The organism is Vibrio sp. OPT18, from assembly GCF_015163615.1.
Taxonomy (GTDB): domain Bacteria; phylum Pseudomonadota; class Gammaproteobacteria; order Enterobacterales; family Vibrionaceae; genus Vibrio; species Vibrio coralliirubri.
Genome location: NZ_JADDYK010000092.1, coordinates 81107 through 94186, shown reverse-complemented (window position 1 = coordinate 94186; position 13080 = coordinate 81107). Strand labels below are relative to the sequence as shown.

Here is a 13080-nt window from a genome sequence, read left to right as displayed (position 1 = left end):
TCCAACCACTTGCATTTTCACCACATTTTTACAGAAATTAGATGCCATTTGCGTACGAAACTTTTATCCTTACCCTGATTTTTTAAGGAAGTTGAATATGATCATCAAACCTCGAATTCGCGGATTCATCTGTACTACAACACATCCAGTCGGTTGTGAAGCTAATGTAAAAGAACAAATTGCTTACACAAAAGCTCAAGGCCCAATCGCAAACGCACCTAAACGTGTACTCGTTGTTGGCTCTTCAAGTGGCTACGGCTTGTCTTCACGTATTGCGGCTGCATTTGGTGGCGGCGCTTCAACTATCGGTGTTTTCTTTGAGAAAGCCGGTACTGAGAAAAAACCGGGCACAGCTGGTTTTTACAACTCAGCAGCGTTCGACAAGCTAGCTAAAGAAGAAGGCCTGTATTCAAAAAGCCTGAACGGCGATGCTTTCTCTAACGAAGCGAAACAGAAAACAATTGACCTGATCAAAGAAGATCTAGGCCAAATCGATATGGTTGTGTACTCACTGGCGTCTCCAGTGCGTAAAATGCCAGAGACTGGCGAAGTGATTCGTTCAGCTCTAAAACCTATCGGTGAAACGTACACATCAACGGCTGTTGATACCAACAAAGACATGATCATCGAAGCAAGTGTTGAGCCTGCATCTGAAGAAGAGATCAAAGACACTGTTACTGTAATGGGCGGTGAAGATTGGGAACTTTGGATCAACGCTCTATCTGAAGCTGGTGTTCTAGCTGATGGTTGTAAAACTGTTGCTTACAGCTACATCGGTACTGAACTAACGTGGCCAATCTACTGGGATGGCGCGCTAGGTAAAGCTAAGATGGATCTAGACCGTGCAGCGTCAGCGCTTAACGAGAAGCTAGGCCAAACTGGCGGAACTGCAAACGTTGCTGTTCTTAAGTCTGTTGTGACTCAAGCAAGTTCTGCAATCCCTGTAATGCCTCTTTACATCGCTATGGTGTTCAAGAAGATGCGTGAAGAGGGTATTCACGAAGGTTGTATGGAACAGATCTTCCGTATGTTCAGCCAACGTCTATACAAAGAAGATGGCAGCGCAGCAGAAGTTGACGAAGTGAACCGTCTACGTCTAGACGACCTAGAACTTCGTGACGACATTCAAGAGCATTGTCGTAACCTATGGCCTCAAATCACAACTGAAAACCTGAAAGAACTGACTGACTACGTTGAGTACAAAGAAGAGTTCTTGAAACTGTTCGGTTTTGGTGTTGAAGGCGTTGATTACGAAGCTGAGGTTAACCCGGCTGTTGAATTTGATGTGGCTGACATCTAATTAAAACAATCGAATCAAAATGAAATAGGCGCTCATTGAGCGCCTATTTTTTTGTCTTAAAAGCAGATACGGGATTCGAGTGGCGAGATGCGAGAGCTTAAGAGCAGATACGAGTGACGAGATTCGAGATGTGAAGAGATTTAAGAGCAGATACGGGATTAGAGTGGCGGGATGCGAAGAGATTTAATAGCGGATGAGAGATTTGGGTGACGAGATTCGAAAAGAATTTAGAGCAGATATGGGATTCGAGGTTCGACGATCTCCAAAAGCAAGTCAGAGGAAATAAGTCATAAAAAATGCACTAATCCAAACATGAACTAGTGCATTTAAAATATCTAATCTAAAGCGCGATAACGCTGAATAAGCTAGCTAATTATGATGATGAAAGTACCTGCTAAGGTCATCAAAATATTGGCTATTGCGTAAGTACCTGCGTAACCCAGAGCTGGAATGGTTGAGCGAGCGTGGTCATTAACGATGTCCATAGCCGGAGCGCAGGTGCGCGCGCCGATGATCGCACCAAACAACAGAGCTCGGTTCATCTTCAATACGTAAGCGCCAACCAAGTACGCAAAGAATACTGGCAAGACGCTGACGACCAGAGCAATACCAATGACCTGAGGACCAACTTGGGTTAAGTGCTCAAATATCTTACCACCGGCGCTCAATCCGATACCGACCATAAAGAACATCAAACCGAGGTCTTTGACCATGTTCAGCGCTCCTTGAGGTACATAACCGAAAGTAGGGTGGTTCGCGCGTAGGAAACCAAGCATGATGCCTGACAGAAGTAGACCAACCGCGTTACCTAGTCCAAACGACACCTGACCGAATGTCATGGTGATCAAACCAAACAAAATACCCAAAATGAAGAAGCTACAGAAGGCCATCAAATCCGCCATTTGGCTGTGGATTGAGATGAAACCAATTTTCTCTGCTAGGCCGTGAACACGACTCTTTTCGCCACTAACTTGCAGTACATCACCCTTAGAAAGCACGATGTTTAAGTCCATCGGCATTTCAATTTGAGCTCTTACTACACGGTTAAGGAAACAGCCATATTCAGACAGGTTTAAGTCTGAAAGGCGCTTACCTGCGATGCTGTCACTTTTAACGACGATCTCTTCTTCCACGATACGCAGATCGAGAAGGTTACGGTCGAAAACCTCTTTACCGTTACGGAAGCTTGGGTCTAGACGAGCGTGGCTATCTGGGAAACCAACCAATGCGATCTCATCGCCTTCTTGCAGAATGGCATCACCATCTGGATGGGCAAGAATACCATTACGTCGAATACGCTCGATGTAACAGCCTGTTTGGCGATAGATACCCAGTTCACGCAGATTCTTACCGTCAGTCCAAGAGATAAGCTCTGGGCCCACTCGATAAGCACGAATAATGGGTAGGTAAACCTTACGCTGACCTGAAGCGCCTAAACCACGTTCTTGGGCGATTTGCTCTGCCGAGTCGTGTAGGTTCACTTTTTGAAGTTTTGGAATCAAGCGGGCAAACATAATCATACTGATTAAGCCAACCAAGTAAGCCATCGCGTAACCCACTGATAGGTTTTCGATAATCAGGCTCAAATCCATATTTCTTGGTAATTCTGCAAGCCCAGAATTCAGAGCATCTTGAGCACCTACTAATATCGGCGTTGCTGTTAAGGCACCCGCCATCATGCCTGCAGATAAACCGAAGCCTAGGCCAAGGTAATGACTACTGAAATAGGTTAGGGCAATAGCTGTAGAAAGTACCACAAGGCTCAGAATGAGGTAGTGCTTACCGTCTCTGAAGAAGATACCGAAGAAGTTTGGTCCAGCTTCAATGCCAACACAGTAGATGAACAGCATGAAACCAATGGTGAGCGCATCTGCGTTAAAAGAAAAGCCAAGATGTCCCATGATAAGGGAAGTAATCAAAACACCGATTGAATTACCAAGTTGGAGGCTACCGAAACGAATTTTACCAATGGCTAATCCAATCGATAAAACAACAAAGATGAGGAGAATGGGGTTTTGTTCTAACAGAAAAACAACGTCGATATTCACGGTGGTCGCTCAATAATTGGCGTGGAACACAGGGTAAGTTTGAGAGGTGAATTGTATCTAAATATAAATAAATTATAAGCAATATTTTGCTAATTTACTTGATTTTGACCTTATTCTTATTCCGTATGAAAACTGGTCATAAAAAAAGCCCGCTACAGTGAGCGGGCTTTCTATAAATCGTACAGTCTAACGCTTAAATGGGTCAGCTGTTTAAGGCCTTAGCCTAAATTCTCGTGTGAGAAATCCTAGCTTAGTCGAAAAGACCTAGGTTTTCTTTTGCGTATGCTTCAAATTCTGTGCAGCCGCCGATGTGGTCTTGGTCGATGAAGATTTGTGGCACTGTGTCGACAGGTTTACCAACAGTCTTCTCTAGATCAGCTTTGCTGATACCTTCAGCGTGGATGTCAACGTAACGGTAGTTGAAGTCATCGCGTTTAGCTTTAAGAGTTTCAGCATGCTCTTTTGCACGAACACAGAATGGGCAAGCAGGGCGACCAAAAATAACTACAAACATTTAATTTCTCCTAAATACGGGATGAGGCTCGTTAACTCGATTATGTTAACTATTCTTTAGTGAATGCCACTCAAAATTTCTTAAAACCAACTATGCCTCAATGCCATGGGGAAATAAAGATGGAATTACCTCTTAATACAATAGGTTTTGTCTATCAGAGCAAATAATGGTCACAAAAAGGATCCATGCTGATTTCTGATGGGTATTCAGATTGATTACCCTTAATTTAAGAGTGTGAATTACCCCTAAGAATACGACATTAATCCATCTTTAATGCGACAAGTTGCACCTCGTCAAAAAAAGAGCATACAGAACGAGGCATCTTAATACTGATGCACGATATAAAGGCTAAATTCCAATAACCAAGAGTTCGCAGTTTTGTTCGGTCATAGGCGCAGGAGGCACCATGTTTCAATTTATGACATCTACAAAGATCATCTTTGGTGATGGAGCACTTTCCGCTTCATTGTCTCTCTTTAATCAATACGGCTACAGCGTGTTATTGGTTACAGGCAATACATTAGAGCGCACTTCAATTGTTACTGACTATCTGGATGCGCAGAGTATGCGTTATCAGCACATTGCCGTTTCCGGTGAACCTAATATTAAAATGGTTGAAGAGGCGGCTATTTCTGCTCGTCGATTTAAGCCTGACATGGTCGTCGCCATGGGCGGTGGCAGTGCCATCGATATGGGAAAAGCGTTAGCCGCAGTTTTACCTAATCAAGGTAACTTGTATGACTATGTCGAAGTGGTCGGGCGTAATGTCCCTCTTAAAACCAAACCACTTCCGTTTATCGCTATTCCAACCACTGCGAGCACCGGTGCCGAGGTTACTAAAAACGCGGTGCTGAAATCAGGCCAAGACCAAGTAAAAATCAGCCTTAGAAGCCCAGACATGCTGGCTGACGTTGCGATTGTCGATCCAACCCTAACTCATGGAACTAATCTGTATCTATCTGGGCGAGGTGCGATGGATGCCTTTACTCATCTAATGGAAGCCTACGTGTGTGGTGAACCGAATCCGTTAACCGATATGATTTGTGAAGAAGGGCTGCGTAAGTTGAGTGGTTCTGTGGTTAAAGCGTGTGTTTATGATGAGCCTCAAGCGCGTTCTGATCTTGCTTTCGCTTCTATGCTCGGTGGTATGGCGATAACCAATGCCAAGCTTGGCGCAGCCCATGGTTTAGCCTCCGCACTAGGAGGTAAGATTTCTGCGCCTCATAGTGTGATTACCGCGCGTTTAGCGCCGTTTGTGATGTTGGAGAACATAGCCGTTGCAAAAGAGCAGCAAAGAAGCGACATCCTAGCGCGTTATCAGCGAATCGCTCAGATAGTAACAGGTAACGTAGAAGCAGCAGAAGAAGACGCAATTTCTTGGTTATCTGAAGTGCTTGATACGCTTAAGTTACCCAATTTGCTGGAATTTGGTGTCTGTGAAGCCCAGTTTGATGAGGTGTCTGCCGATGCGCTCAAGTCAGTGGCGATTAAAGGAAACCCTTTGCCGCTTAACCACGAGAGGCTCGTACATATCCTGAAGCAGGTGTGCGAGAAGTGCAGTTGTGGAGAAGGGCATCATGAGGGGACCTCAATGAAGCAAATTGACCATGAACCTGCTGTCGAGTCGAGTTTTACCATTATCAACTCTTATGCGTCCGAGAATAGCGTGGTTGAGAAGGGCAATAGCTGGACTATCTAATAGTCTTCAATCTGCTCATTGTATAAAACATTTTATACAGACAAATAAAAACGGAGCGCTAGGCTCCGTTTTTTAATTTCGCTTGTTCACTGGTCATCTGTTTTCAGTTCATGACTAAGCAGATTAGAACTGAGAGTACTTCTCGTAACGTGAATCACGAAGTGACTCTTTGACGCGTTTTAGGTTCTCTCTGAAACCAGATCCACGACGTAGCGTAAAGCCTGTCGCTAGCACATCGATAACCGTCATCTGAACAACGCGACTTGCCATTGGCATGTAAACGTCAGTGTCTTCCGGTACATCTAATGAGATAGACAGCGAGCTCGCTTTATCCAGTGGAGAATCTTTTGCTGTGATAGCAATAACTGTCGCACCGTTTTCACGCGCTAAGTTTGCAATCTCAACTTGGCTTTTAGTGCGGCCAGTATGAGAGATAAGAACAATAACGTCGTTATCACTGCAGTTAATGCAGCTCATTCGTTGCATCACGATGTCTTCGAAACATGTGATTGGGATGTTAAAACGAATAAACTTGTTTTGAGCATCTTTGGCGACAGCAGAAGAGGCACCCAGTCCAAAGAATGAAATGCGTTTTGCTTGAGTCAGCAAGTCAACAGCACGGTTTACTTGCATCGCGTCTAGACTGTTTTTAGCAACGTCTAGACAAGCCATAGTTGATTCGAAAATCTTATGCGTATAAGCATCTGGACCATCATCTTCTTCAACATTACGGTTCACGTAAGGTGTACCGTTCGCCAAGCTTTGAGCTAGGTGAAGTTTGAAGTCAGGGAAGCCCTTTGTGTCTAATCGACGACAGAAGCGGTTAACTGTAGGCTCACTCACGTCAGCCATTTTAGCTAAGGTAGCAATGCTAGAATGAATTGCAGTTTGAGGGGAAGCCATAATTACTTCGGCTACCTTACGCTCAGACTTGCTGAAATTTTCCAGGTTTTTTTGTATTTTTTCTAATGTATTCATAGTGTTCACAAGGGTATAGAGAACAACTTGCTAGTTAATATCTTTTACCAGGGGGTATGGCTGAAGCAAATATCAGTAAACACAAAGCCAAATGTATATTTGGTATCGTAAATACTGCTGCGTCAAATAGATATCAAGCTAACTAGCACCATAGAGTCAGTATAAACCCAACATACTATTTACTAATACAAAAACAGGGCATGAATGCTTAAGAATATGACAAGCCTCAACAAAATTTTAGAAAACTACAGAATTGGAAGAGGGTTTGAGCAAAAAGAATGCAAAATGAGTATGAACTGACAGCTTAGTTACATCAAAAAGAAAGAAATTTTCAATTTGATGCAACTAAAATTGAATGACTATGCGTTGATTTGCGTAACCAGTTTGTTGATTTTGCCCATCAAGTTTGGTGCTAGTTTAGAGATCTCACGCTGTTCTTCAAGCACTGATGAAAGAATGTCATTGCCTGTTAGTGGGTTTGCTAACACCACGCGGAAAACGATGATCGGCTGATGTGCCCATGCTTCAGGGTTTAAGCGTGTACGGGACACGAAAGACTTACCTGTTTCACGCTGCTTCTTCTGAATAAACTTAGTCAGCTCATTGAGCAACTCATTCAGTTCGATACGATGTTCAGGCTCAGCTTTAAGCAGTGCAGCTTTGACTGATTCAGGTACATAGCGATAAGTCAGTAGGCAAAGCTCAGGTTCTGAAACCAGTTCGAAGTCGGTCTGATCTTTAATTAGGTCGGCAAAGTAGCGCGCTTTGTTGATGCTTTGGTCGATCAGCAGTTCATAACCAGGGCGGCTAATGATGTGCATTGCGGCGTAAACCAGCATTGCCATACCTGAACGAGAACCTTCTAACGTATGGCTGCCTAAATCTTTTGAGCCTTTACGAAGAATGTATTGAGCATGATGTTCAATCGCTGTCATCGCATCTGGCTTCTTAAACAGAACCATGCCCGCACCCATAGGGATATAAAGCTGTTTATGCGCATCAATCGTGACTGAGTCCGCCAGTTCAATACCATCAAGCAGGTGACGATGATTGTTAGACATCAGAGTCGCACCACCCCAAGCAGCATCAACGTGGAAATGACAATCGGATTCGGCACACACCTCAGCAATGTCTCTTAGCGGGTCGATATTACCGGTTTCGGTTGTACCAGCCACACCAATGACGGCGAAAGGTTTGATCTTGTTCTGCTTGAGCTGCTCGATCTTGAGTCTTAGATCATCAGTACAAATACGGTTGTCGTTATCTGTTTTAACAGACACTAGACCTTCTTGACCAATACCAAGGACATCCGCGGCTTTTTTCAGAGAGTAGTGACCACGTTCAGAGACTAAGATGGCAAGGCCTTCGTAGTCGTAGTGCTTCATGGCTTTAAACAAGCCCTCTTTTTCCACACCTTTGAACGAACCTTGCGCTTTTAGTGCGTTGTTACGTGCGACCCAAAGCGCAGTAATGTTCGCGATGGTACCGCCAGAACAAAACGCACCTAAAGAGTGGTTTGCGCTGTGCATCCAACGAGAATAAAACTGGTCACTATCTTGATAAATCAGGCGATGTAACATGCCCAGAACTTGACGTTCTAGGGGAGTGAAAGCTTTTGAGGTCTCGATTTTTACTAGATTCTGATTCAACGCAATCATGATTTTTGAAAGCGGCATCAGGAAGTACGGCAACGCAGAGGTCATGTGGCCAATAAAACTTGGCGAAGACGTGTGAACCGAATGAGACACAAGAGAATCAAGGAGATGCTCAGTATGTTCAGAAACAAACTCAGGCTGCTCTGGGATATGAGCATTTGAAAAATCTTTCTCAATTTCACGCAGCGGCTTTTCTTCAGCCACAATATGTTCACGTAAGAATTGATTCAGGTTTCGTGAAAGTTTGTCTTCAATTTGAGTGAGTGTTGAATCTGGGCCTTCAGGTACCGTGAAGATACGTAGAAGACTGTCGAAGCTAACATCTGCTGTTTTTTGTTCCGTAACCATAGCAAGCGAGTTATTTTTCTAATATTGACGCGAGCGGGACAATCTAAACGAAAACGGGAACAATGTCCCGTCTTAATTATGAAATCCAACTTCTCAAAAAAGCATATTAAATGAGGGGTTATTTACACTTAATCGCTTCAAGTTTACTGATCGACTGGTTGTAACGCTGTAGCGCTGAGTCGATTTGCTTAGGGTGACTAAGCAGCTCTGCAAAGGCAGAACGTAGCTCGTAGTTTTGAGCGTGAGGCGTTGATTGGCGGTCATCGAACGTTGTTTTCGCGATTTTACCAAGCTCATCATCACGTGTTGATAGCGTTTTAATGTCGTGTTGCTCGAGTTGCAACCAACCTTCTACAGGCTGCTCTGTTGCCACTTTGCTTGAATCGTTCACAAGGTAGTAGTTAACCGCAGCACGGTTAAGCTCAAAATGGTGCTTACGACCTTCTAGGAACCACTCACTCACTTCTGTTAGCTCTGGATATTGCTCAGAGGTTAATGCAGCAAGGTCGGCATACCAATTCAAAGAAGCGTCGATGTACGCATCATATTTTTTTGCTTGGCACTGGTTTGTCTCAGACATTGAATCTGCTGCAAAAGAGAAAGTAGAAGTTGAAGCTAGCAGTAATGCGACGCAAAGGCGTTTCATAGTGGTTCCTTTTGTAAGTTTATTCTTTTTATAACTTTGTCGTTACAGGTTACCGTGATCGTTATTTGTTGAGCAATGACACTTAGTGTCTTTTTATTTCGGTAACTGTATCGGTGTCTTGGGCATTGGTATTCGAGTTGCATTCTAATCTAAAACAAACGCTATTCCTGCGATCTAGTTAGCAAGAGATACAAAGAACAACATCAATATCGGAACAAGCAAGCTGAGGATAAAGCCACTGACGATAGCGATAGGCACACATCGAACGCCGCCTGTTGTTTGAATGACCGGTAAGGTGAAGTCCATCGCAGTCGCACCAGCATAACCAATGGAAGTGCATGGGTAGCTGCGAATCAGCACTGGAATCAGTACCAAGGCAACTAACTCTCTTAACAGCTCGAGCATGAAAGAAGCGCCACCATAGACAGGGCCAAAGGCGTCACCCATTAAAATACCAGCCAGAGAGTACCAACCAAATCCAGAAGACATTGCCAAGGCTTTGAACAGAGGGATATCTAGGATGTAAGCCGCGATTACACCACCCAACATTGAGGTGATGATAATAGTGATTGCGATAACCATGCCGTGCTTGTTGAGTAAGATCTGACGAAGTGTGAGTCCGCTATTACGCAGCTGAATGCCGATAAAGAATAGAAGAACAAACAGAATCCATTCGCTTGCGGTATCAACCCAATCAAGGCCAATAGGCAGCACTAAGCCAGCGATTAGCCCTGAACCCACCACTAAGATGAGTTTGGCAGATTCCATCGCCATCGAAGAGAGGGGAAGCTTCTTCTTGCTACTGTCGGTTTTGAGTGGCAATAACTTATCAATAGCGGGCAGTGCCATTAGGTTACAAACGCTTAAGCAGACAAAGAAAGTGACGGTATATAGAAGGATTGTCTGCAGATTACTGCCTAGGTTATCGAGGGCGGCTAAGCTTAGTCCCATTAACGCCAGAATCACGTAGATCAACCGCGATGTTGAGCGGTTGATAAATTCTAATGTCTGAGTGTTCGAAATTGCAAAAAGATACCCCACGACGAGTGGCGCAAATATAAAGATCATCCCTGTAAACATGCTTTCCCCATTGCATTTACTTCATATTACACTTACTTGTAATTTAACAGTGACTTAGAAGCCGCTAGTATTGATCACGTCGCTTAGCTTTGCATTAAAATCATGCTTGCTCAAGTTGCTTAATTTATAAAGTACCTCTGCACCTGTTACGTTTAGTTCAACTTCGTGATCATCGATGTTCTCATCCTTGTTTCTGAACATCAGCAGGTGGTTAGCGATTCGTGCAATATCCAAGTAAGACACTTCACGCTGTTCGTGGTTGTTGATGGTATTGCTGCACACATCAATAAAGTCACTGTCGAAGCCCCAACGATTAAGCACCAATTTACTGGTAGCGGAACATTGACCTTGGAAGATTTGTAAAGCGATGTCGTGATCTAGGTAATTGCCATTTTCGAGGTAGAGGTGGTATTCGCTAACCAAACAGAACAAACCAATGTCAGCCAGTAATCCAACAAGCAGTGATTTTTCATGTTCAAGGTAACGGTATTCAATAGGGGAGAGCTCTTTGAAGCCGTTGGTCACCAGTACCATAGTGGCGCCTAGCTCTTTTGATACAGACGCGCTCTGAACCAATAACTTATTACACTCTTTACTGAGGTTGACTGAGTGTTTGAGTTGTTCAATAGCCTGAGCCGTCACGATGTCACGTACTCTTAATATGCCAAGGCGCGACACAGCCGTCATAATATCAACACAAGTAATATTGCGTCGGTTAAAGACGACAGAATTAGCCACACGAATGACAATAGCAGCGAGGCCTGGGTCTTCGAGTAAACACTCGGCAACTTCAGCAATCCCAGTTGATTCAAGGGTACAAAGCGATTGAATCTTCAGTACAACGTTAGGGATAGGAGGAAGTGTTATTTTTCCCGCTGAGATAGAATGTCCAACAAGTTGGGCAAACTCGGATTCTAGACCCTTTAAGAGAAGAGCCTTATTTTGAGGTAGCCAGAAAAACGATAAATGATTCATATAAAAAGTAAAAACATGTATGTCCTGCCATTTTACAAGCCGCGATGCTGCGAGGCAATACTCATCCGTCCACATAACCTTTAATAATTTGAACCGGTGTATCACTAGGTGTCCAAATTCAAGCATGGTTTGATAGTTTACTGTGACGTCAATCATGAAAAACCAGAATACTCAATTGATTGATGTGAACTAAGTCCAGACTTATTTTTCTTTTCGAAGTATGATTTATTTAAAGGTGAAAAACGAAACCATAATATTCACCTATAGAATAACAAAATAGATTTAAAATTTTTCGCATAACAAGCTGCTTGTCTGGTGATCAACCTAATCGGGGTAATTTGATTAAGGATCAACGGATATGACCGAGACAGCATTTATTAATTACGTGAATCAATTTGGTGAGCATCAAAAACGTTCTATGTTCGGAGGTATTGGCCTCTTTCAAAATGACGCTATGTTCGCTTTATTGAGTGAAGGTTGTTTATTCATTAGAGGTGGAAAATCATTAGATAAAAAACTGACCGATCTTGATTGTGAAAAGTATCGTCATGTAAAGAAGCAGACAACAGCAACCGTAAACTATTACGACATTACGGATCTGTTTACCTGCGAACATCCTGAATTGGATAGTATTATTCGTACTTCAATCGATAATTCAATTCAGCAGCGTAGCTTCAAGAAATCATCAGCTAGCCGTAGATTAAGAGATCTACCAAACATGCAGCTTACGTTAGAGCGCATGGTTAAAAAGGCGGGTGTGGATGATGTTTCAATGTTTATGCAGTTGGGCGCGCCTGAAGTGTTTAATAAGGTTCGCGAAGCGTACGGAAACGATGTTGACCTAAAACTACTTTGGAAATTTGCGGGTGCAATTGATGGTATTCACTGGAAACTATTACAAGAGCCACGCAAGCAGCAATTACTAAAGAGCTGCCACTAAAGAAGTTTGCCTTATATGCTTAAGATTACTGTTAATAAATAAAAACCGAGGAATGTCCTCGGTTTTTTTGTTTCTGTCTTAGCCGGATTTCTTGAAAGACTAAGTATCAAAAGGCTAAGTGCTCATGGAGAGCTTATTTGCTAGGGCTTGAGCGTTAAGTATTAGTACTTGAAGCGAGCAGTGAACATCAGTTGGTCACCGTAGAAGTCGTTAATACGAGCTTCAGCGCCTAGAGAGAAAAGCTCTGTAGAGTGGAAACGCGCGTAAACAGAACCTGTCCAATCATCGTTGTCATCGATAGAAACGTAACCACCTTTACCACCAACTTCTAGTTGTGGACCAAGCCATTGGCGAACACCAACGTTGATTTCCATACCGATATCAGTAGAGCTTGAGTTCTCAGGCTGAACGATACGAGCTAGCATTTCACCTGTTAAGTCTGCCCAGTTGTTTAATGGAGCATGGAAACCAAGACCTACAGCTGAGTCGTAATCGCCTTCAAACTCTGAATCGATACGTGCTATAGCGTGAGCGTTCGGGTGAATGGACTTACTGAACGCACCACCAAATGTTACTGGGCTAGCACCGATACGTGCTTCAAAGTAATCATAGTTAAAGTTGCTCATTACCTGTGGTTGTTCATCAACAGCTAGTGCTTGACCAGAAGCCAATAGCATAGCGGTAGTAAGTAGAATTTTGCGCATAACGACCGTAAACCTATATTAGTGTTAATTCCTTTGGTTTGAGACAAATCGGCAAACCATAAACATTGAGACAGTTTAATCTAACTCACGGAAAAGTAATCCTTTAAAATGTAAAACCTTACTCATTTAGTTAAAAAACAAGCAAATTAAGGATCAGTATGTAACGGAGATCTCATGTTTTAGGGCAAATGAG

Annotated in this window: 11 protein-coding genes; 3 read left to right on the top strand and 8 right to left on the bottom strand. The window is 43.3% G+C overall.

The annotated features are described in order from the left end of the window. The first annotated feature begins 97 nt into the window (after window positions 1–97). Window positions 98–1300, top strand: a complete 1203-nt coding sequence (fabV, locus tag IQQ51_RS23415; protein ID WP_081228717.1) for an enoyl-ACP reductase FabV — start codon at window positions 98–100, stop codon at window positions 1298–1300. A 365-nt stretch (window positions 1301–1665) separates the two neighbouring features. On the opposite strand, the gene IQQ51_RS23410 is transcribed toward fabV, so the two are convergent. Next, entirely contained in the window at window positions 1666–3348 is a 1683-nt protein-coding gene (locus IQQ51_RS23410) for an aspartate:alanine antiporter (protein WP_017060395.1), read from the bottom strand. A gap of 250 nt (window positions 3349–3598) precedes the next feature. Continuing rightward, window positions 3599–3862: a GrxA family glutaredoxin gene (locus tag IQQ51_RS23405; protein WP_009847069.1), complete on the bottom strand. Its 264-nt coding sequence runs from the start codon at window positions 3860–3862 to the stop codon at window positions 3599–3601. 406 nt (window positions 3863–4268) lie between these two features. Between IQQ51_RS23405 and IQQ51_RS23400 the strand changes: the two genes are divergently transcribed. Continuing rightward, entirely contained in the window at window positions 4269–5561 is a 1293-nt protein-coding gene (locus tag IQQ51_RS23400; protein ID WP_193842243.1) for an iron-containing alcohol dehydrogenase, read from the top strand. 123 nt (window positions 5562–5684) lie between these two features. On the opposite strand, the gene IQQ51_RS23395 is transcribed toward IQQ51_RS23400, so the two are convergent. The 5 genes from IQQ51_RS23395 to IQQ51_RS23375 form a co-directional block, all read right to left on the bottom strand. Next, a complete protein-coding gene (locus IQQ51_RS23395; protein ID WP_004734686.1) occupies window positions 5685–6539 on the bottom strand; it encodes a MurR/RpiR family transcriptional regulator in 855 nt (284 codons plus the stop codon). 359 nt (window positions 6540–6898) lie between these two features. Continuing rightward, window positions 6899–8542 (bottom strand): pyridoxal-dependent aspartate 1-decarboxylase PanP, encoded by a 1644-nt coding sequence (gene panP / locus IQQ51_RS23390; protein ID WP_193842242.1) that lies wholly within the window; start codon window positions 8540–8542, stop codon window positions 6899–6901. A gap of 118 nt (window positions 8543–8660) precedes the next feature. After that, window positions 8661–9188 carry a hypothetical protein gene (locus IQQ51_RS23385; RefSeq protein WP_017065407.1) on the bottom strand — a complete coding sequence of 176 codons (528 nt, stop codon included), beginning with the start codon at window positions 9186–9188 and terminating at the stop codon, window positions 8661–8663. 174 nt (window positions 9189–9362) lie between these two features. After that, the gene (locus IQQ51_RS23380; protein ID WP_193842241.1) at window positions 9363–10268 is read right to left on the bottom strand and encodes a lysine exporter LysO family protein; all 906 of its coding nucleotides are present in this window, start codon (window positions 10266–10268) and stop codon (window positions 9363–9365) included. Between the two features lie 54 nt (window positions 10269–10322). Then, entirely contained in the window at window positions 10323–11243 is a 921-nt protein-coding gene (locus tag IQQ51_RS23375; RefSeq protein ID WP_052878172.1) for an HDOD domain-containing protein, read from the bottom strand. A 358-nt stretch (window positions 11244–11601) separates the two neighbouring features. Between IQQ51_RS23375 and IQQ51_RS23370 the strand changes: the two genes are divergently transcribed. Further along, window positions 11602–12183: a TfoX/Sxy family DNA transformation protein gene (locus IQQ51_RS23370; RefSeq protein ID WP_017060401.1), complete on the top strand. Its 582-nt coding sequence runs from the start codon at window positions 11602–11604 to the stop codon at window positions 12181–12183. A gap of 161 nt (window positions 12184–12344) precedes the next feature. On the opposite strand, the gene IQQ51_RS23365 is transcribed toward IQQ51_RS23370, so the two are convergent. Then, window positions 12345–12887 (bottom strand): hypothetical protein, encoded by a 543-nt coding sequence (locus tag IQQ51_RS23365; RefSeq protein WP_048609214.1) that lies wholly within the window; start codon window positions 12885–12887, stop codon window positions 12345–12347. Window positions 12888–13080: the final 193 nt, after the last annotated feature.